This window comes from Aeromicrobium marinum DSM 15272 (genome assembly GCF_000160775.2).
Taxonomy (GTDB): Bacteria; Actinomycetota; Actinomycetes; order Propionibacteriales; family Nocardioidaceae; genus Aeromicrobium; species Aeromicrobium marinum.
In genome coordinates, this window is sequence record NZ_CM001024.1 from 1,369,528 (window position 1) to 1,389,903 (window position 20,376).

A 20,376-nucleotide genomic window follows, 5' to 3' on the forward strand; every position below is an offset into this window, starting at 1 on the left:
ATCTGCGTGCCTCGAGATGTTGAGGTCGTCGACCACCCCGAGGAGGCACGATGACCGACCACACGACGCCGGACGCCTACGACGCCTACCGCCGCGCCGAGGAGCTGGTGGCGTCCCGCCGCCCGCGCGAGGCCGTCCGCCTGCTGGAGCACGTCACCACGGCCTCCCCCGACCACGCCGGCGCCTGGGAGCTGCTGGGCCGCGCCCACTTCGCCGCCGCCCACCTCACCCTCGCCGAGGACGCCTTCCGCCGCCTCGTCGAGCTCGAGCCCACCAGCGCGTGGGCCCGCACGGCGCTCGGGCTCAGCCTCGACCGGCAGAGTCGGCACGCCGAGGGCGCGACGCAGCACCGGATCGCCGGAGCACTCGGCGCGTCCGGTCGCGACGCGACGCGGGTCGAGCTGGTCGGTGCTGGTCCGGACCCCACCTTCGGCGGGCTGGTTCTGGGCGACCGGCTGCGCGGAGGGTCCTCCTAGACTCGCGGGATGACGCTGCCCGACGGTCTCGACGGTCCGCAGCTGGCCGCCGTCCTGCTGGCCGCAGCCCTGGTGCTGGTGCCCGGCCTGTGGCACTGGACCCGGCACGCCGCGACCCTCGTCCACGAGACCGGTCACGCTGCCGTCGCCGTGCTGACCGGACGCCGGCTCACCGGCATCCGGCTGCACGCCGACACCTCGGGTCTGACCGTCTCGCGGGGACGACCGCGCGGACCCGGCATGATCGCGACCGCGGCGGCCGGCTACCCCGCACCGTCGGTCGTCGGCCTCGCCCTCGCCCTGGCGGTCGGCACGGGCCGGGTCGACCTGGCCCTGTGGATCGCGCTCGGCACGCTGGTCGCGGTCGTCGTGCACGTCCGCAACCTGTTCGGGCTCCTCGTCGTGGTCGTCGCGGGCGGCGCCGTCGTCGCGCTGGTGAGGTACGCGACCGTAGAGGTCCGCGAACCGGTGGTGCTGGTGCTGGCGTGGTTCCTGCTGCTGGCCGGACCCCGCACCGTCGTCGAGCTGTGGGGCCACCGGCGACGTCGCCGCTCCCGCACGACCGACGCCGACGTCCTCGCCCGACTCACCCGCCTGCCGGCCGGGGTGTGGAACGCGCTGCTGCTGGTGCCCGGCCTGGCCGCGGTCGGCGTCGCCGCCGGGGTGGTTGGATGAACCGGTGTTCACCGTCCACCACACCGCGAACGACAGCCGCGCCCGCACCGGCACGCTGACCACCCCGCACGGCGAGGTCCGGACGCCCGCCTTCGTCCCCGTCGGCACGCGCGCCACCGTCAAGGCGGTGCTGCCCGAGCAGATGCGGGAGCTGGGCGCCCAGGCCCTGCTGGCCAACGCCTACCACCTGTACCTGCAGCCGGGGTCGGACGTGGTCGACGAAGCCGGCGGACTGGGACGGTTCATGAACTGGCCCGGTCCGACCTTCACCGACTCCGGCGGGTTCCAGGTGATGAGTCTGGGCGCCGGGTTCAAGAAGACGCTGGCCATGGACGCCACCGGCGTCACCTCCGACGAGGTGATCGCGCCCGGCAAGGAGCGGCTCGCCCACGTCGACGACGACGGCGTGACGTTCAAGAGCCACCTCGACGGCAGCCGGCACCGGTTCACCCCCGAGATCTCGATGCGGATCCAGCACGAGCTCGGCGCCGACGTGATCTTCGCGTTCGACGAGCTCACGACCCTCATGAACACCCGCGGCTACCAGGAGGAGGCACTCGCCCGCACCCAGGCGTGGGCCGTCCGCTGTGTCGAGGAGCACCGCCGGCTCACCGAGGAGCGGGTCGGCAAGCCCTACCAGGCGCTGTTCGGGGTCGTGCAGGGCGCGCAGTACGAGGACCTGCGCCGGCAGGCCGCCCGCGACCTCGTGCCGCTCGGGTTCGACGGCTTCGGCATCGGTGGGGCGATGGAGAAGGAGAACCTCGGCACGATCATCGGGTGGGTCACCGAGGAGCTGCCCGACGACCGTCCCCGCCACCTGCTCGGCATCGGCGAACCGGACGACCTGTTCACCGCCGTCGAGGCCGGGTGCGACACCTTCGACTGCGTCGGACCGTCCCGGGTCGCCCGGTCGTCACGCATGTACGGCTCCGACGGGCAGTTCAACCTCAAGGTGGCGGCGAACAAGCGCAACTTCGACCCGATCGACGCCGAGTGCGACTGCTACACCTGCGCCCACTACTCCCGCGCGTACCTGCACCACCTGTTCAAGACCGACGAGTTCATCGGCAACACCCTCGGCACGATCCACAACGAACGCTTCATCGTCCGACTGGTCGACCGCATCCGCGAGGCCGTCGCGGACGGCACGTACGCCGACCTGAAGGCCGAGACGCTGGCCCGGTACTACCCGCGCCGCGGTCAGTAGCTGGGTTCGCGGCGCTTGAGCCACGCGATCAGGCTGATGGTGAGCGGCATGACCAGCAGCTCGACACCGATCTTGTAGATCACCCCGACCACGAAGTAGTTCCAGAACACGCCGGTCGAGGTGATGCCGATCGCGCTGGCGGCGATGGCGCAGAACAGGAAGGTGTCGGCCACCTCACCCACGCCGGTGGAGGTCGCGAGCCGGGCGACCAGCCCCCGCTCGGCCGTCCGGGCCTTCATCCGCACCAGCACCCACGAGTTGAGGAGCTGACCGACGACGTAGCCCACGACGCTGGCGAGCACGATCTGCCCGACCGGCCCGGCGACGCTCTCGAACGCGGTCTGGTTCTCGTAGAACGCGGCCGCGGGCGCCCGCTCGACCAGCCAGAAGGTGCCCGCCGCGAGCAGGGCCATCGCGAAACCGGTGAAGATCGCCCGGCGGGCCGCCCGGAACCCGTACACCTCGGAGATCACGTCGCCGAGGATGTAGGCCAACGGGAACAGGATCGCGCCGCCGTCGGTGACGATCGGCAGGATCTGCACCGATCCGAGGTCGAACGACCCGACCCCGAACTCGATGCCCTTGGTGGCGGCGATGTTCGACACCACCAGGACGACGCAGAAGACGGCGAGCAGGACGTCGAAGTGGCTCGAACCGCGGGACGCGAACCGGACGTCAGGTTTTGGTGAGGTTGCCTGAGAACTCATGGGCCGATCATCCCACGGCCCCGACGCCTCGCCCGCGCACGGCGGGGATCGGGACCGTCTGGGAGAATCGGGGCATGAGCCTGCCCACCCGCACCGACGTCCTCGTCGTCGGCGCCGGGCCTGCCGGTGCGGCGGCCGCCGCGTGGGCCGCCCGGGCCGGCCTCGACGTCGTGCTGGCCGATGCCGCCGCCTTCCCCCGCGACAAGACCTGCGGCGACGGCCTCACCCCTCGCGCGATCGCGGAGCTGGACCGGCTCGGTCTGGGTGACTGGACCCGGTCGCACACGCGCAACCGCGGGCTGCGGGCCGCCGGGTTCGGCGTCGAGCTGCTCCTGCCGTGGCCCGGCGGATCGCTGCCCGACCACGGCTCGGCGGTCCCCCGCACCGAGCTCGACGCGAAGATCCGCCAGGTGGCCCTGGACGCCGGTGCCGTCCCCGCCGACCTGGCGCGGGCCACGGACGTCGACCGCGATGCCTCCGGTCGGGTCACGGCCGTGCACTTCGTGGTCGGCAAGCAGCGCGAACCGCACACCATCGCCTGCGACCGGCTCGTCGTCGCCGACGGTGTCCGGTCCTCGCTCGGCCGGGTGCTCGGCCGCGAGTGGCACCGCGACACCGCCTACGGGGTCGCGGGCCGCTCCTACGTCAAGTCCACCCGCAGCGACGATCCCTGGATCTCGTCGCACCTGGAGCTGAGGGGCGAGGACCACGAGCTGCTGCCCGGGTACGGCTGGATCTTCCCCCTGGGCGACGGTGAGGTGAACCTCGGCGTCGGCGCACTCGCCACGGCCAAGCGCCCGGCGGACCTGCAGATCCGGCCCCTCATGGAGTACTACGCGACCCTGCGGCGCACCGAGTGGGATCTCGCCGACGAGCTGCGCGCCCCCACCAGCGCGCTCCTGCCGATGGGCGGAGCGGTGTCGGGCGTCGCCGGGCCCAACTGGATCCTGGTCGGCGACGCCGCCGGCTGCGTCAACCCGCTCAACGGCGAGGGCATCGACTACGGCCTGGAGACCGGCCGCGTCGGCGCGGAGCTCCTGGCGCACGAGTCACGGCTGGACGTCGCGTGGCCGCACCTGCTCACGACCCACTACGGCGAGGCGTTCTCGATCGCCCGTCGCCTGGCCGGTCTGCTCACCGTGCCCCGGCTGCTGCCGGCGGCGGGGCCGGTCGGCATGCGCTCGACCGCCCTCATGACCGTGGCCCTGCGCGTCATGGGCAACCTGATCACCGAGGACGACCGGGACGTCGTCGCCCGGGCGTGGCGGTGGGCCGGCCGTCTGTCGGTGCGACTCGACGACCGGCCCCCGTTCACCAGCTGACGTCAGGCAGCCGGCGGGGTGTCCTTCTTGATCTCCGGCACCTTCTCGCCGGAGGCCCGGAACGACAGGAAGGTCATGACGCTGAGGGCGATCGTGCTGAGGAACAGCAGGTAGCCCGACCAGCCCGGGCCCACGCCGTCACCGGCGGTGATCGCGCGCAGGACGATGAGGATCGTGCCGAGGGTCGCCGTGGCGAACGCGACGAGGTTCCACGGCACCCCGTCGGGCAGCGATGTGGCCGCGAAGGCCTTGACGGCGACGACGGCCGTCGCCGCGACGATCAGCAGCATGCCGAGCGTCGCGTAGCTCGTCCACGCGTTGGAGCCGAAGGTGCCGCCGATGCCGGAGATGCCGGTGTCGAAGCTGATCCGCAGGTAGCGGTCGAAGAAGCTGAGGATCAGCGACACACCGCCGGCGACGAGTGCGCCCTGCTCGAACTTGCCCAATGCCTTGAAGTCCACGTGAGTACCTGTTTCCTGAGAGCCGGATGAGAGTGCGTTCCGAACCTACCAAGCGCAGGCGCCGGCGGGCGGCTTCTGCGGCATCCCGGCCGGACTGAGTAGTCGCCCGTGGCACCTGAGTAGTCGCCTCCGGGCCCCCCTTAGGGTGGACGCCGTGCTCCGCATCGCCACCGTCAACGTCAACGGCGTCCGCGCCGCCTGGAACAAGTCACGGGGTCAGACCAGCGGCCTGGCCGAGTGGCTCGCCGGTCGCGACGCCGACGTCGTGACCCTGCAGGAGGTCCGCGCCCCCGACGCCCTCGTGCGCGAGCTGCTCGCCGGCACCGGCTACCACGTCGCGCACACCGAGGCGGCGGCCAAGGGCCGCGCCGGCGTCGCGGTGCTGAGCCGGGTCGAGCCCGTGGCCGTCCGGGTCGGCAACGGCGACGCGTTCTTCGACGACTCGGGCCGGTGGATCGAGGCCGACGTGCCGCTGGCGGACGGATCGGTCCTCACCGTGGTCTCGGCCTACGTGCACTCCGGCGAGGCGGGCACCCCTCGTCAGGACGAGAAGTACCGGTTCCTGGAACGGACCGGCGCCCGGATGGCCGAGATCTCCGCCTCCGGCACGCACGGACTCCTCACCGGCGACCTCAACGTCGCGCACACCCCCCGCGACATCCGCAACGCCAAGGGCAACCTGAAGAAGGCCGGGTTCCTGCCCGAGGAGCGGGCCCACTTCGACCGCTGGTTCGACGAGCTGGGCTGGGTCGATGTGCCACGTCGCCTCGCGGGCGACGTCGACGGCCCCTACACCTGGTGGTCGATGCGCGGCCAGGCCTTCGACAACGACACCGGCTGGCGCATCGACCACCAGATCGCGACCCCGGACCTGGCCACCGCGGCGACGACCGCCGCGGTGGACCGGGCCGAGAGCTGGGCCGAACGCTGGTCCGACCACGCTCCGCTCGTGGTCGACTACGCGCTCTGAACCCCTAGTAGAAGCGGACGCGCACGGAGGTTCCCCTCTCCTGCAGGACCCGGATCTTCACTCCCACGCCCGGCAGCTTGACCCCGTGGTTGGGCAGGGCGGCGAACCAGTACGGATCGGTGTCGTCGAACAGCTGCTCCGGTGCCTCACCGCGGATCAGCGAGGGCACCCCGTTCGTGTGCAGGGTCATCGAGTCGGCGCCCTTGGTCGAGAACGGGGCGTCGTACACCTGGATGCGAGCACGCCACGGCGCGCCGGTGGCCTGGTTGACGATCGGCTCCGGACGGGAGTCGATGATCAGGTTGCGGCCGGTGCCGGGGTGCTGGCTGGTGTTGTTGTCGGCCACCGAGGTGTCCCAGTACGAGATCAGGAGCCCCTGCTGGTAGGCGTAGTGCTCGACCCAGTCCGGTCGGGTGTCGGCGAACCCGAAGTTGTACGGCCCCGTCCGCAGGTACTGGTCGTAGTCGACGTACGTCCGGTTGCCGGCGATGTAGAAGTGGTCGAACTCCTCGGTCGACGTGGCTCCGACGATCTCGAACCCGTCGAGGACCCACGCCTCGCCACCTGTCTCCGCACCGTCGGTGAGCACGGGCTCGCCGTCGGCCGAGACCGTCACGTCGTCGAGGAACAGCCCGGGCAGGGCGAGTCCTCCGTCGGTCTTGTAGTGGACCCGGAGGTCCACCTGCTGGCCGGCATAGGCGTCGAGCGGGACGACGAGGTCCGCCCAGGACGCCTGCTCACCGTCGATGCCGGGACGTCCCGACGTGTCGAGGCCGATCGGCTGCCCGTCGATGGTGCCGTCGAGCGCCGTCCACGTCGCCCCGCCGTCGGTCGACGCCTGCACGTAGGCGTAGTCGTAGCCGACCTCGATCTCGTAGCGGATCCTCGCGGTGAGAGTGGCCGACGACGCCGCGGTGAGGTCGACCGACGTGGACATCGCGTTCGCCAGGTCGTCCCCGGACCCCGAGAAGAACTGGAGCTCCCCCGTCGCCGGCGCCCCGTTGTCGCGCGTGACCTCCTTGGCGGGCAACGGCATCACGGCCGCCTGCGGCTTGTCGGTGTTGTACTGCTGGGGACCGAGCTCGAGGATCTGCGAGTCCTTCGGCTGCACGACCGCGTAGTCGAGCCAGCCGAGCTGCAGCTTCTCCCACGCGCCGAGGTCGCCTGCCCGCTCGCCGAGCGCCTCGCCCTCGGCTCCGAGCCGGCTCTGCGCCATCAGGGTCCAGTACTCGTTGCTGTTGTCGCCGCCACCGGACGTGTCGTAGGCGTCGGGCAGACCCAGGTCGTGGCCGTACTCGTGCACGAACACCGACAGCCCGCCGTTCTCAGGCTGCACCGTGTAGTCACCGATCCACAGGCCGGTGTCGCCGATCTGGGTGCCGCCGAGCCGGTTGTCGGCCGGTCCGGTCAGTCCGGCGTCGGTGAGGAAGGCGTACCAGCGGTGCGACCAGATGGCGTCTTCGCCGTACGACGGGTCGCCGTCCTCCTCGCCGGGACCGGCGTGGACGATCTGGAAGTGGTCGATGTAGCCGTCGGGCTCCTCGAAGACGCCGTCGCCGTCGAAGTCGTACCGGTCGTACACGTCGTAGGCGGCCAGGTCGGCCGCGATCTGCTCGGGGGTCCGACCGGCTGCCTGCTGATCGGCCAACCACACCTCGACCGCGTCGGCGATGAGGTTCCAGGTGGTGGCGTCCTCGCGCCCGTAGCGTGCGGTGTTGAACGGGACCTTGACCCAGTCCGAGACCTGCCCGTCGATCGTGTAACGACCCGACGACTGCTTCTCGTAGTAGGTCTTGACCGACTCCCGGTCGGTCCCGAAGTACAGCTGCTCGTAGTGGGCCCGGTCGTAGCTGGGCTGCCAGACCGTGGAGTTGTTCACCGACCGGTCCGGCTCGGCGATCGTGTCGTGCAGGGGGCCGTCGAACCGCTCGGGACCGGCCGTGCCGGGGTCGGTGTCGCCGTCGGGGAAGTCCGGGTGCCGTTCGTCGCCGAACTCGGCCAGGATGACGAACACCTTGTCGGCGCGCTCCTGGGTGAGCTCGACGTACTGGTCGACCCGACGGGCGCCCGCAGCGCGCGACCGCTGGGCCCGTGGCGCGTTCTCGTTGGCGCTCAGTGCGGCATCGGCGGGCCGCGCGGCCTCACCGACCTTGACGACGGTGCTGCCGCCGCGCTGCTCGGGCCGGGCGTCGCCGGAGACCACGGCGGCGACCGCGGCCTCACGCAGGGCCTGACGCTTGTCCTCCAGCGGATGTGGGAGGTCGTGCTGGTCGCGGTCGCCGGCCGCCGTGGTGGGCGGTCCGGAGACCGGGGTGCTCGCGCTCGCCTGGGTCAGGCCCAGCGAGACGACGAGCCCGAGGCCTGCTAGGCCTGAGATCACTCGCAACATGTGGTGTATCCCCCTGATAGGTCGCACCCGACGGGTCTCGTGGGTGCCGATCCACAACGTAAGGAGATTTTTGGGTGAACGACAGTCTTGACTTTGCGGTCCATCTGGTCATGACGAACTAGTTCGTCCGAACCATGCCGGCAGGGGGCGACGTCACACAACATTCACGGACCGACCCCGCCGGCGCCCTCCCCGGAGGCGGGGTTCGTCGTCTAGGCTTGACGCAGTTGCATTGGTGTGAATGTTTGGCCGTGGGAAATCTCGGGTGCCGTGAGGCGCTGGTGGTGCTTTCGGGTGAACGTGAACGTTGCGACCGCCGCCGTGGAAGGGCCACGTCGGTCTTCGCTCGAAGGAGAAACAGGTATGGCTACCGGAACCGTCAAGTGGTTCAACGCCGACAAGGGCTTCGGCTTCATCGCCCCCGACGACGGCTCCGAGGACGTGTTCGCGCACTTCACCGCGATCCAGTCCTCGGGCTACCGCTCGCTGAACGAGAACCAGAAGGTCGAGTTCGACGTCGAGCAGGGCCAGAAGGGTCTGCAGGCCGCGAACATCCGTCCGCTCTGACCCAGCTGAACCCCAGGAGGCCCCGTCCGCATCGCGGACGGGGCCTCCTGTCGTCGGGCCGGGGTCAGGCGTGGCCGCCCTCGTCCCAGGCGTGCTCGCCGAACTCGCCGGCCCCGGACAGGTAGGACAGGTCGGCGACGCGACGAACCGACGGGTGCGTCACGGTCCGGGGGTTCGCGTGCCGGGCGCCGCAGCGGTCGGCCGCCAGGGTCACGTCGCCGCGGGTGATCTGGAAGTCGCTCTCGTCCATGTCAGGTCCTTCGGGGTCGACGGCTGGTACGAACCTGAGGTTACCCTCATGTTCGGCACGGGTGAACCCCTACGCGCCGGTAGTGTTCGGCACCCCTCGCTCAGAGCGTGACGCGCAGGATCCGGTCGTCCTCACCGCTTGGATCCCCACGGCCGTCGGTGTTGCTGGTCGAGATCCACAGGTCCCCGCCGGGCGTCACGGTGGCGTTGCGGACCCGACCGAGCTCGCCGGCGAAGAGTCGCTGCGGCTCGCCGGCCAGCTCACCCTGCAGCGGCACCGCCCACACGCACCGCCCGCGCAGGGCCGCCACGAAGGCGGTCGACCGCGTGATGCCCAGGCCCGCCGGTGAGCAGTCCTCGGTCGCCCAGGTGACGGCCGGGTCGATCTGGTCGCCCGTCCCGCCGGTGCCCTCGACCTCGGGCCAGCCGTAGTTACCGCCGGGTCGGATCAGGTTGAGCTCGTCGAAGGTGTTCTGGCCGAACTCGCTGACCCACAGCCGCCCGTCGGCGTCGAAGGCGAGGCCCTGGACGTTGCGGTGACCCAGGGACCACACCGCGGTGCCGTCCGGGTTGCCCGGCGCGGGGCGGCCCTCGGTGTCGATGCGCAGGATCTTGCCGAGCGGCGAGTCCGGGTTCTGCGCCTGCGGGGCCTGCTGCGCGTCGCCGCTGGCGACCAGCAGGTGACCGTCGGCGTCGAACAGCAACCGGCCGCCTCCGTGGGTGTTCGCCTTGGGGATGCCGGTCAGGATCGGCGTCGGGCTGCCCAGGGTGCCGCCCGACAGGTCGAACCGGACGATGCGGTTGTCCTGCGCGGTCGTGAAGTAGGCGAAGAGGACGTCGTCGTCGGCCGGGTCGACCGCCAGGCCCAGCAGTCCGCCCTCGCCCGACCCCGGGGTCAGCGCCACTCCCGGCACCTCGCCCACCGGCTCGACGGCCGCACCCTCGGACTCGCCGTCGATGCGCACGATCACCCCGGTGTCGCGCTGGGAGACGAAGGCGGCGCCGCCGGCGGTGAAGGCGATGCCCCACGGCACGTTGAGACCGGACGCGACGGTGCCCGCGATCCGTGGGTCGATCGGGGGTTCGGTCGTCGGCGTGGTCGGCACGTCGGACGAGAAGGCGCCGGGGCTGGGCGCGTCCTCCCCTCCGCCACAGGCCGCGAGCGCGACCAGGCCGAGGCCGCCGGTGATCAGGGTGCGTCGTTCGATCATGTCCCGATCCTGTCAAGGGGGGAATAATGCCGCCAGCCCGATCGCTGGACCTTCCCATGAGCACCATCACCCTGACCCACGAGAACATCGACCAGACGCTGTCCGGCGAGGGCATCACCCTCATCGACTGGTGGGCGTCGTGGTGCGGACCGTGTCGGCAGTTCGCGCCCGTCTTCGAGGCCGCCAGCGAGCAGCACGACGACGTGGTCTTCGGCAAGATCGACACCGAGGCCGAGCAGCAGCTCGCCCAGGCGGCGCAGATCACGTCGATCCCGACCCTGATGGCGTTCCGCGACGGCGTCCTGGTCTACGCGCAGCCCGGCGCCCTGGCCGCACCCGCGCTGGAGAACGTGATCCAGGCCGTGCGCGACCTCGACATGGACGACGTGCGCGCCAAGGTGGCGGCCGCGGAGGCCGAGCAGGAGGGCTGAGCCCCGGCTCAGAACAGGTGCGGCAGCACGGCCACGTCGGCGTCGAGCCAGTCCAGCATGCCGATGCGGTCGCACGCCAGCCAGCGGATCTCGCTGTGCACCTCACCGAGGGTCGGCACACCGTCGGCCGGCACCGCGAACCAGATCCGCATCTCGAACCGTTCGGCGATCGGCCAGGTGGCCGCCTCGGGGTTGAGCACCTCGCGACCGAGTCGCGCCGTGAAGCCGAGCTCCTCGCGCAGCTCACGCACCAGCGCCTCCTGGGGCGACTCCCCGGGCTCGACCTTGCCGCCCGGGAACTCCCACCGGCCGGCCACCGGCGACGGTCCGGAGAGTCGGCGGGCGGCGAGGAGCCGGGTCGGCGCGTCGAGGTCGTCCACGATCACGGCTCCGACCACGAGTCTGCGTCTCGCGGGGCCCGGCATGGCCACACCGTACCGAGCCGGGGGACCTGCCGCTGGTGGGCCGTCAGACGGACAGGTCGCAGGCCTCCCCGGGGCCCAGCCACACCACCCGGTCCGCGTGGGCCGAGGACGCCAGCTCGGCCTCGGCCGGTCCGCGACCCTGCTGGAAGTGTGACCATCCCTCGTAGTGCACGGGGACCACGTGACGCGGCTGGACGAGGTCGAGCAGCTCCACGCCCTCGCGGGCGTCCATCGTGTACCGGAGCCAGCCCGAGAGGTACCGGAACCGGACCGAGCCGAGGTGCAGCACCACGGTGCCGATGTCGAGCCGCTCCGGCACGGCACGCAGACCGTCGTACAGGACCGTGTCGCCGGTGACCCACAGGCTTCCGTGCTCCTGGCCCGGCCACGCCAGGGCGAACCCGATGACCGGCCCGGTGATCGGGTCGCTGCCGACGGGACCGTGGCGGCACGGGGTGGCGGTGACGGTGACGTCGTCCTTGCCGGGCGCCGACAGGGTCGTCGTCTCCCACGGCGCCAGGCCGACCGCGCCCCCACCGAGGGCCCGTGCGCCCTTGACCGTCGTGCAGACGGTGCCCCACCGGTCGAGGTGCTCGCGGCCGGTCGGGTCGAGGTTGTCGCCGTGGTGGTGGTGGCTGACGAGCACGGCGTCGATCGGCCCGAGGTCCCCCGGCTCCAGCGCGGGTCCGACGAGCTTGCGCGACGTGGTCCCCCACCCGAAGAAGTAGCGGCGCCCCGGCGGGTCGAAGGTCGGGTCGGTGAGGATCCGCCACCCGCCGGTCTCGATGAGGGTCGTCGGACCGCCGATGTGGGTGATGCGCGTGTCGGTCATGCGGCGATCCTCTCAGGGTTCACGCCGTGACGAAGGACCTCATCCCGATCGAGCCCAGATCGATCTGCTCGTTGAAGAAGCGGGTCTCCTCCCCCGGTTCCAGCAGGCTCAGGGCGGCGATCATGGGGCGGTAGTGGTCGTCGGTCGGCACCGCGATCCGGGCAGAAGGCCAGTGCCCGAACGGATCGGTGAGCAGGTCCACCCGGCGTTCGGCGATCGCCTCCGCCGTGACCGCGTCGAACTCCTCGGCCCAGTCCCACGGGCCACCGCCCTCCCACCGCACCCGTCCGAGGGCGTGCACGATGTTGCCGCTGCCGATGAACAGCACCCCACGGTGTCGCAGGTCGCGCAGCCGTGCGTACAGGTCGTGCAGCGCCGGCAGCGGCATGGCGGCGTCGATGCTGATCTGCAGGACCGGGACCTGGGGCGCGGGCGCGAGGTGGGTGAGCACCGACCAGGTCCCATGGTCCAGGCCCCACTGCGCATCCAGCTGCGCCTCGTACTCCGCGAGGTGGTGCGTCAGGATGCGCGCGACCTCGGGGTCGCCGGCCGAGTCGTACCGGACCTGCGAGAGCTCGTCGGGGAACCCGCCGAAGTCGTAGATCACGCGGTTGCGGGGGGCGTCGGTGACCCGGGTGCTGCCCGGCGTCTGCCAGTGGGCACTGATGACCACGATGGCCTGCGCGGGTGGCAGCTCGGCACCGAGCGCGGCCCACTGCCGCGTGAAGGCGTTGTCGGAGATGGCGTGCATGGGGTTGCCGTGCCCGATGAACAGGACCGGCATCCGGGGGCTGGGGCGCAGCCGCGCCTCGAGGTGTCTCACGAGCGGATCCCATCTAGTTGAGGGTTCAACCATACCATCCGGAGCACCGGCGTGACCGGCCATGCGTCACCATGGACGGATGCCCACCCGCACGGACCTGCGCGCGCTGCTGAGACATCGGGTCGAGTTCCGGGAGGCCGAGTCGCCCGGCGACTCCCGGTTCGTGTTCCACTCCCCCGACGGTCCGCACGAGGCCAGCGCCCAGGACGCGGTGGGTGCCCTGAGCCACGGCATCCGGGCCATGTCGGCGGATCCGTCGGCCCGCGCGTGGGCGACCCCGGCGATCCTGGCCCTGCGCCTGATGGCCACCGGCCGGCTGGGCGCACCGGGCGGCTCGGACCTCGACCAGCTGCGCGCCGCGGGCGCAGCGATCGGGCCTGACGCAGCCACCGGCCAGCGCCACGTGTTCGCGTTCCTCAAGGCCCTCGCCGTCGACGCACCCGCGGTCGCCCTGACCCCGCAGGGCGACGAGCCCGGCATCCGGCCCCGGCGGACCGAGACGGAGTTCGGCTTCACCCTGGTCGTCACCTTCCTCGACGAGCCGACCGATGCCGAGTCGGGCGTGGTCCGGCTGCGCATCCGGCCGCGGGCCGCGGCCGCTGCCCCGTTCGACGCCGCCGACCTGTTCGCCGGTCCGGAACGACCCATCGTCGTCGACGCCAGGACGCCCACGCTCGCGATGCTGGAGCGGCTCGGCCAGCGATGGGCCCCGGCGGCGCGGCTGGCCGACCCGCACTCCCGCGGCGCCACGACCGTCTCCACCGACGAGCTCTCGGCCCTCGGCGATCCCGCGCTCACCACCAACCTGATGGCCAACCGGGTCGAGATCCGCTGGCCCGCCGAGCTCGTCCGCGACCTCGACACGCGCGGTGTGGTGGGGCTCGAGCCCGGTCCGGACGACGAGCACCCGGCGGATCGCACCTGGTCGGGCCACGACCGACCGGCCGCGTTCACCTCGGGCCAGCTGTTCCGGTTCGACTGGCAGGTGGCCCTCGGTGACGACGTGCTCAGCGAGGCCGAGCTCGACCTCCTCGCGTCCGAGCACCGGGGACTCCTGCGGTTGCGCGACCGGTGGGTCATGGTCGACCGGGCGCGGATCCGCCGCGCCCTCGACCAGCGTCACCGCGGTGTCAGCCAGGCCGAGGCCCTGCGGGCCGCGATCACCGGCCGGCTGGAGATCGACGGCGAGCTGACCGACGTCGACACCGTCGGGTGGCTCGACGACGTCCGCCGGCGACTGGCCGTCGCCGATCGCGACCTGCTGCCGGACCGGCAGCCGGCCGACCTCCAGGGGACGTTGCGCGACTACCAGCTGCAGGGTCTGCGGTGGATGAGTCAGCTGGTCGGCCTGGGTCTGGGTGGGTGCCTCGCCGACGACATGGGCCTGGGCAAGACGGTCATGCTGATCGCGCTGCACCTGCAGCGGGTCACCGTCACGCCGGCACCGACCCTCGTCGTCTGCCCGGCGTCGGTGCTGGGCAACTGGGAGCGCGAGATCGCCCGGTTCGCGCCGGGCGAGCCGGTGCGCCGCTTCCACGGCCCCACCCGGTCGCTGGACGGGCTGACCCACGGGTTCGTCATCACCACCTACGCCACGATGCGGTCGTCGGCCGCTGACCTGGCCGAGCAGCGCTGGGGACTGCTCGTGGCCGACGAGGCCCAGAACGTCAAGAACCCGCGCTCGCGGGCGGCGCAGGCCCTGCGCTCCATCGACGCCGCCGCGCGGCTGGCACTCACCGGCACCCCGGTGGAGAACAACCTCGGCGAGCTCTGGGCCATCCTCGACTGGACCACCCCCGGCCTGCTCGGCGGGCCCGAGGAGTTCCGGCACCAGTGGTCGCGCCCGATCGAGTCCGGCCGCGACCCGCAGCTGGCCGCCGAGCTCTCCGGCCTGATCCGCCCCTTCGTGCTGCGCCGGCGCAAGTCCGACCCCGGGATCGCGCCCGAGCTGCCCCCGAAGTTCGAGACCGACCACCGGGCGAACCTCACCCGCGAACAGGTCGGGCTCTACGAGGCCACCGTGCGCGCGACGATGGCGCAGATCGAGTCGGCGTCAGGCATCCACCGACGCGGCCTCATCATCAAGCTGCTGACCCAGCTCAAGCAGATCTGCAACCACCCCGGCCAGTTCCTGCGGGAGACCGAGGGCCGGCTGACGGGCCGCTCGGGCAAGCTGCTGCTGCTCGACGACCTGCTGCCCGAGATCGTCGCCGAGGACGGCGCGGCGCTCGTGTTCACCCAGTACGCCCGGATGGGCCACCTGCTCTCGCGCCACCTCGCCGACCGAGGCATCGACCACTTCTACCTGCACGGCGGGACCCCGATCCCCCGTCGGGAGCGGATGGTGCAGCAGTTCAGCGCCGGCGAGGCGCCCGTGTTCGTGCTCTCGCTCAAGGCGGCCGGCACCGGGCTCAACCTGACCCGAGCCGACCACGTCATCCACTACGACCGGTGGTGGAACCCCGCGGTCGAGGACCAGGCCACCGACCGCGCCCACCGCATCGGCCAGACCAAGTCCGTCCAGGTGCACCGGCTCATGAGCGAAGGCACCATCGAGGAGTCCATCGCCGAGCTGATCGCCAGCAAGCGGGCCCTGGCCGACGCAGTCGTCAACGCCGGTGAGATGGCGCTCACCGAGCTCAGTGACACCGATCTGGCCCGCCTCGTGCGCCTGCGCGCCTAGGATCGACGCCGTGAACGTGAGCATCCCGTGGAGTCCCGGACCCGTCGGACTGGCCCTGGAGCTGGCCGCGATGCCGGTGACGCTGCTCGGCCTGGCGCGGGGCGCCGGGGAGGTCACCCGCACCAGCCCCCGCGGCGACGGCCACACCGTGCTGGTCATCCCCGGGTTCACCGCCGGCGACGCGACCACGCTGCCGTTGCGCCGGTACCTCGACGAGCTGGGCTACCGCACCGCCGGATGGGGCCTGGGGCTCAACCTGGGCATCCGGCCCGAGGACGAGCCGGTGCTGGAGGCGCACGCCGAGACCCTCGCGGCGGACGGGCCGATCACGGTGATCGGGTGGAGCCTCGGCGGGGTGTACGCCCGCGAGCTGGCCCGGCGGCGGCCCGAGCTGGTCCGCCGAGTCGTCACGCTCGGCACGCCCATCCGGGGGCGCGACGGTGCCGCGTGGATCATCCGCTGGTTCCGCCTGCTCAACCCCGCGGTCGCCGACGACCTCACCGACGAGGGCGCCGCCCGGCACGCGATGCCTCTCGACGTCCCCATGACGGCCGTCTACAGCCTCACCGACGGCGTGCTCGACGGATCGGCCTGCCGCGTGCGGGACGAGGACGAGGGCCCCGACGCCGAGAACGTCCACGTCCGGGCCGCGCATCTCGCCATGGGCTTCGACCTCGACGTCTTCCGGGTCGTCGCCGACCGGCTCCACCGCGACTGTCTCAGCCGCGCGGCATGATCGACGGGTGACCGACTCCGACCCGCAGCTGAGCCTGTGGGACGGCATCGTCCACCGTCGCGTGCCGGCACGCGTCGAGGGCACCCCGGTCCGTCTGGCCGTCGACGACGGCCCGTCCGGGCCGCAGGTGCGGGTGCTCGTCGGCCCCGACGAGGTCCCGGCCGCCGACGCCTACGCCGACCGCGACCATCCCCTGGCCACCACCCGGCGTGACGTGCTCGAGCGCATCCAGGCGCTCGCCCGGTGGTGGCCGGCCGCCGACCGGGTGGCCCGGCATCTCGACGACCCCGCGGTCGGGATCACCCGCGACGAGCACCTGGCCCTGGCGGACGGCCTCGTGGTCACCCAGCTGGCACTGCGGTCGGTCTCGGTCGACCACATCACCGACGTCGTCCGCGAGCTGGACCTCGCCGCCGTGCTGCACGGTGGCGACGACGCAGCCGGGTTCGGTCCCGGCGCCACGTTCACGGTCCGGTGGCGGGCCACGCTCGAGGGCGAGCCGCTGACCCCTGCCGACCTCGACCGCATCCGTGCTGCGGGCGGAGGCGTCGTGGAGGTCCTGGGCCGGCCGGTGCAGATCGACCCGGCCGAGCTCGCCGCACACTGCGTCGGCGAGGGGGCCGAGGTCACCGCCGTCGAGGCGCTCCGCGCCCTGGCCACCCGCCGGGTCCGGGTCGCGGGTCGGACCGTTCCCGTCGAGCTCGACGACTGGCTCGACCGCGTCCGCGACCGGCTCACCGGTGCCACCGACCTCGCCCCGGTCCCGGTGCCCGCGGGGTTGCAGGCCACGCTGCGGCCGTACCAGGCCGAGGGATTCCGCTGGCTCGAGCTGGTCACGTCGTTGGGCCTGGGCGGCTGCCTCGCCGACGACATGGGCCTGGGCAAGACCGTCCAGCTGATCGCCCTGCACCTGCACCGATCGGCGGCGGTGACCACCCGACCGACCCTCGTCGTGTGTCCCGCTTCGGTCCTGGGGAACTGGTCGCGCGAGCTCGCCAGGTTCGCACCGACGGTCGAGGTCCGCACCTTCCACGGACCGGGCCGCACCCTGGCCGAGATTCCTGCCGGGGCGGTCGTGCTCACCACGTTCGGCACCCTGCGCGCCGACGTGCAGACCCTGGCCGGGACGCCGTGGGGCATGGTCGTGGCCGACGAGGCCCAGCACGTCAAGAACTCACGGGCCGCCACGTCCACCGCCGTGCGGTCGCTCCCCTCACTGGTCCGGGTCGCGCTCACCGGCACGCCGGTCGAGAACGACCTCGAGGAGCTGTGGTCGATCCTCGACTGGACCACGCCCGGGCTGCTGGGGACCCGGGCCGCGTTCCGCCGGCAGTTCGCGCAACCGGTCGAGGCGGGCAGCCAGATCGCCGCCGACGAGCTCGCCACGCTCGTGCGTCCGCTGGTGCTGCGCCGGCGCAAGACCGATCCGGGCATCGCGCCGGACCTGCCGCCCAAGACGGTCACCGACCTGGCGGTGACCTTCGGGTCCGCCCAGGCCCGTCTGTACGAGCAGACCGTGGCGGCCGGCATGCAGCGCGTGCGGGAGTCCACCTCGATGCAGCGCCGCGGCCAGGTGCTGGCGCTGATCACGCGGTGCAAGCAGGTGTGCGACCACCCCGCCCTCGTCGAGCACCGGGGCGCGTCGGCCAAGCTCGACGTGCTCGACGACCTCGTCGACACGATCGTCGCCGAGGACGGCCGCGCCCTGGTGTTCACCCAGTACGTCCGCATGGGCGAGCTGCTGGTCGACCACTGGACCGAGCGCGAGGTGTCCCACCGGTTCCTCCACGGGTCCCTACCGGTCGGCCAGCGGCAGCGCATGGTCGACGAGTTCCAGGCCGGCGACCTGCCCGTGCTGCTGCTGTCGCTGCGCGCCGGCGGCACGGGCCTCAACCTGACCGCCGCCGACCACGTCATCCACTACGACCGGTGGTGGAACCCCGCGGTCGAGGACCAGGCCACCGACCGCGCCCACCGCATCGGCCAGACCAAGCCGGTGCAGGTGCACCGCCTCACCGTCGGCGGCACCGTCGAGGACGGCATCGCCGACCTCATCGAGCGCAAGCGGGCCCTGGCCGACGCCGTCATCAACACCGGCGAGACCGCCCTCACCGAGCTCAGCGACGAGGACCTCGAACAGCTGCTGCGCCTGCGCCGCTAGGCGGCGTTCCCGCCTGCAAGGGTGGTCCTTTCGGATGGTTCTCGTGACAAAGGTCACGGACCTCGATCCCGTGGCCCTAGGTTCCGTTGCTGGGAGGGGAGACCCAAGGAGCACAGTTCATGAGAAGGACGATCTTCCCCGGCATGGTGGCCGCCACCCTGGTGGCAGCCTCCCTGTCCGTCGCGACGGGGGGCGCCTCTGCCGCCACCACCGTCTCCCCCGCCGAGGCCGGCGACCCGCCGGTCGTGCGCAGCAGCTCGGTCACGGTCGACGTCGACCGCACCGCGATGACCTTCTACCGCGGCAGCTCGGGCGCGGCCTTCGCACCGCAGAGCGCGGCTGCGGTCGCACTGGGCCTCACGGCCTGCCGCGGCGACCAGCCGAACGGCAACTCGCCCCGCACCACGCTCAAGGTCACCGGACCCGGCGGCGTCACGCTGACCGATCTCACGAGTCCGGTCCGCGACACGAGCCTCGGCGCCTTCCTGACCTCGCCGACCAACCAGCCCCGCACGGACAACCCGGGGCCGTCGTCGACGAACTACCGGGGTGACTTCCCCGACGCGGGCGCGTTCCACGGGCTGAAGACGACGCTGGACCTCACCGGCCAGCCGGCCGGCATCTACACCGTCACCACGACCCACACCAACAAGGTCAAGACGGGCCTGTTCGGCGGCTGCGCCACGGGCACGCCGGTCTCCAACGGTGCCGGCGGCTTCACCAACGCCGCCCCGGCCCCCGGCGACCAGGTCATCACGCAGACCTTCGACTACCGGCCGTGGCAGGCGAACTTCACCGACATCCTCGGGGCCGGTGCGGTCTCGGCCAACATCGTGCCCGCGGAGTTCACCTTCTCGATCGGCCAGAAGTCGGCGGCGGTCTACCAGGGCACCGGCTCGCGGCAGACCTTCTACGGCCTGCCGTCCGGCGGGTTCGCCCTGCCCAGCGATCCGGCCGCCTGCGCCGGTGACCCGAGCTCGTGCCTCCCGGCCACGGCTGTCCCGTGCGACCCGGCCTCGGGCTGCACGCCGCGCGTCATGGTCATCAACAAGCCGTCCACCGCAGGTGACCGCGACAACGTGTTCGGCGTGTTCGACCTGGACACCAAGGCCTTCGTGGCCACCGCGACGGTCGACGGCAGCACCCGGGCACTGTTCTCCCTGGGTACGGTCAACGACTCGGTCTACGGTGACCTGCTCGCCCAGCTGGCTGCCGGCGCAGCCGCCCAGGGCATCGACCTCGCCTCGATCCTGGCGACCGAGGTCAGTGTGGGCAACGGTCAGGCACGCACGTCCTTGAGCCTGCTGAACGGTCTGCAGATCGACCCGTCGTCGGCCCCCGGTGGCCTGCAGATCTCGACCGGGGCCACGGCCCAGGCCGGCGTCTTCCTGCACCTGTACTCCTCGCTGCGCCTCAGCGGCGGGGCGTGCGTCGCCAACTCGGCGAGCTCCGGCGACGAGGTCGACCGGTTCACCCCGAACGAGGACAACGGGTACACGGTCACCAAGTCCGACCTGCTGCCGGAGGTGCCGCAGGTCGGCCCCCTCGGAGCCCTCGTGGGCGGGCCGCTCTACCTGATCAAGGGTCGGTTCAACGACGACGCCCTGGCCAACGTGGCCACCGCGCCGATCGGTGTCGACACGGCGACCAACGAGCCCAACGGGTACCCGGTGTGGGTGCAGCCGTTCCTCAGCGGCATCAACACCACGGAGCCGAGGACGATGGAGTACCTCGGCACCGGCACCTGGTCGGCGAGCGAGTCGCCTCTCGGACAGGGCTGCCTGGTCGTCAACTTCCTGCTCGGTACGGGTGTGGCGCTGTTCGACAACCCGCTGCCGGTGGGCCTGGGCACGCTGCTCGACCCGCTGTCGGAGCCGAACGCTGCCGCCGCAGAGCTGAACGCGTCGGTCAGTGACCTGGTCGACCAGGTCACGTCCGAGGTGACCACCCTGCCGGTCGTCGCCGACCTGCTGGACCAGATCGTCGGCTTCCTGCCGCTCGACGCGCTGGCCTGACACCGCACGACCGCTCGGCGGCCGGGTGGGTCCTTC

At 72.0% G+C, this 20,376-nt stretch carries 19 protein-coding genes; 11 read left to right on the plus strand and 8 right to left on the minus strand.

The features are described from left to right. The first annotated feature begins 50 nt into the window (after window positions 1-50). From HMPREF0063_RS07025 to tgt, 3 genes are read left to right on the plus strand one after another with little or no spacing between them, the layout of a single operon-like run. Window positions 51-476, plus strand: a complete 426-nt coding sequence (locus HMPREF0063_RS07025) for a tetratricopeptide repeat protein (protein ID WP_007077965.1) — start codon at window positions 51-53, stop codon at window positions 474-476. Window positions 477-485: 9 nt separating this feature from the next. After that, window positions 486-1,151, plus strand: a complete 666-nt coding sequence (locus HMPREF0063_RS07030) for a M50 family metallopeptidase (RefSeq protein ID WP_007077966.1) — start codon at window positions 486-488, stop codon at window positions 1,149-1,151. 4 nt (window positions 1,152-1,155) lie between these two features. Further along, a complete protein-coding gene (tgt, locus tag HMPREF0063_RS07035; RefSeq protein ID WP_007077967.1) occupies window positions 1,156-2,358 on the plus strand; it encodes a tRNA guanosine(34) transglycosylase Tgt in 1,203 nt (400 codons plus the stop codon). Here the strand turns inward: tgt and HMPREF0063_RS07040 are convergent. Next, window positions 2,352-3,065, minus strand: a complete 714-nt coding sequence (locus tag HMPREF0063_RS07040) for a queuosine precursor transporter (protein WP_007077968.1) — start codon at window positions 3,063-3,065, stop codon at window positions 2,352-2,354. The two genes, tgt and HMPREF0063_RS07040, sit on opposite strands and share 7 nt — an antisense overlap. Before the next feature lie 74 nt (window positions 3,066-3,139). Here HMPREF0063_RS07040 and HMPREF0063_RS07045 point away from each other — a divergent pair, with 74 nt between their 5' ends. After that, window positions 3,140-4,387 (plus strand): geranylgeranyl reductase family protein, encoded by a 1,248-nt coding sequence (locus tag HMPREF0063_RS07045; protein WP_007077969.1) that lies wholly within the window; start codon window positions 3,140-3,142, stop codon window positions 4,385-4,387. Window positions 4,388-4,389: 2 nt separating this feature from the next. Here the strand turns inward: HMPREF0063_RS07045 and HMPREF0063_RS07050 are convergent, their stop codons facing one another. Continuing rightward, window positions 4,390-4,848 carry a hypothetical protein gene (locus HMPREF0063_RS07050; RefSeq protein ID WP_007077970.1) on the minus strand — a complete coding sequence of 153 codons (459 nt, stop codon included), beginning with the start codon at window positions 4,846-4,848 and terminating at the stop codon, window positions 4,390-4,392. A gap of 154 nt (window positions 4,849-5,002) precedes the next feature. Here HMPREF0063_RS07050 and HMPREF0063_RS07055 point away from each other — a divergent pair, with 154 nt between their 5' ends. Beyond that, entirely contained in the window at window positions 5,003-5,818 is an 816-nt protein-coding gene (locus HMPREF0063_RS07055; protein WP_156794055.1) for an exodeoxyribonuclease III, read from the plus strand. 4 nt (window positions 5,819-5,822) lie between these two features. On the opposite strand, the gene HMPREF0063_RS07060 is transcribed toward HMPREF0063_RS07055, so the two are convergent. Further along, window positions 5,823-8,207: an immune inhibitor A domain-containing protein gene (locus tag HMPREF0063_RS07060; RefSeq protein ID WP_007077972.1), complete on the minus strand. Its 2,385-nt coding sequence runs from the start codon at window positions 8,205-8,207 to the stop codon at window positions 5,823-5,825. 363 nt (window positions 8,208-8,570) lie between these two features. Between HMPREF0063_RS07060 and cspE the strand changes: the two genes are divergently transcribed. Continuing rightward, entirely contained in the window at window positions 8,571-8,774 is a 204-nt protein-coding gene (gene cspE / locus HMPREF0063_RS07065) for a transcription antiterminator/RNA stability regulator CspE (RefSeq protein ID WP_007077973.1), read from the plus strand. A 64-nt stretch (window positions 8,775-8,838) separates the two neighbouring features. Here cspE and HMPREF0063_RS07070 read toward each other — a convergent pair whose 3' ends face one another. Both HMPREF0063_RS07070 and HMPREF0063_RS07075 read right to left on the minus strand, forming a co-directional pair. Continuing rightward, window positions 8,839-9,024, minus strand: coding sequence for a hypothetical protein (locus HMPREF0063_RS07070; RefSeq protein WP_007077974.1), 186 nt, complete (start codon window positions 9,022-9,024; stop codon window positions 8,839-8,841). A 100-nt stretch (window positions 9,025-9,124) separates the two neighbouring features. Beyond that, a complete protein-coding gene (locus HMPREF0063_RS07075; RefSeq protein WP_007077975.1) occupies window positions 9,125-10,234 on the minus strand; it encodes a PQQ-dependent sugar dehydrogenase in 1,110 nt (369 codons plus the stop codon). 56 nt (window positions 10,235-10,290) lie between these two features. Between HMPREF0063_RS07075 and HMPREF0063_RS07080 the strand changes: the two genes are divergently transcribed. After that, a complete protein-coding gene (locus tag HMPREF0063_RS07080; protein WP_007077976.1) occupies window positions 10,291-10,665 on the plus strand; it encodes a thioredoxin family protein in 375 nt (124 codons plus the stop codon). 8 nt (window positions 10,666-10,673) lie between these two features. Here the strand turns inward: HMPREF0063_RS07080 and HMPREF0063_RS07085 are convergent, their stop codons facing one another. The 3 genes from HMPREF0063_RS07085 to HMPREF0063_RS07095 are packed head-to-tail and all read right to left on the minus strand — an operon-like array spanning window position 10,674 to window position 12,745. Then, entirely contained in the window at window positions 10,674-11,090 is a 417-nt protein-coding gene (locus tag HMPREF0063_RS07085) for a (deoxy)nucleoside triphosphate pyrophosphohydrolase (protein ID WP_007077977.1), read from the minus strand. A 43-nt stretch (window positions 11,091-11,133) separates the two neighbouring features. Beyond that, complete coding sequence (locus HMPREF0063_RS07090) at window positions 11,134-11,922, minus strand: MBL fold metallo-hydrolase (RefSeq protein ID WP_007077978.1); 789 nt, start codon at window positions 11,920-11,922, stop codon at window positions 11,134-11,136. A gap of 19 nt (window positions 11,923-11,941) precedes the next feature. Beyond that, complete coding sequence (locus HMPREF0063_RS07095) at window positions 11,942-12,745, minus strand: dioxygenase family protein (protein WP_007077979.1); 804 nt, start codon at window positions 12,743-12,745, stop codon at window positions 11,942-11,944. A 79-nt stretch (window positions 12,746-12,824) separates the two neighbouring features. Between HMPREF0063_RS07095 and HMPREF0063_RS07100 the strand changes: the two genes are divergently transcribed. The 4 genes from HMPREF0063_RS07100 (at window position 12,825) to HMPREF0063_RS07115 (ending at window position 20,340) form a co-directional block, all read left to right on the plus strand. Further along, window positions 12,825-15,428, plus strand: a complete 2,604-nt coding sequence (locus HMPREF0063_RS07100) for a DEAD/DEAH box helicase (protein WP_007077980.1) — start codon at window positions 12,825-12,827, stop codon at window positions 15,426-15,428. 10 nt (window positions 15,429-15,438) lie between these two features. Beyond that, on the plus strand, window positions 15,439-16,164 hold the full coding sequence (locus HMPREF0063_RS07105; RefSeq protein ID WP_040320161.1) for an esterase/lipase family protein: 726 nt from the start codon (window positions 15,439-15,441) through the stop codon (window positions 16,162-16,164). Between the two features lie 7 nt (window positions 16,165-16,171). Next, window positions 16,172-18,325, plus strand: coding sequence for a DEAD/DEAH box helicase (locus HMPREF0063_RS07110; RefSeq protein ID WP_007077982.1), 2,154 nt, complete (start codon window positions 16,172-16,174; stop codon window positions 18,323-18,325). Between the two features lie 119 nt (window positions 18,326-18,444). Continuing rightward, window positions 18,445-20,340: a hypothetical protein gene (locus tag HMPREF0063_RS07115; RefSeq protein WP_007077983.1), complete on the plus strand. Its 1,896-nt coding sequence runs from the start codon at window positions 18,445-18,447 to the stop codon at window positions 20,338-20,340. The last annotated feature ends 36 nt before the right edge of the window (window positions 20,341-20,376 follow it).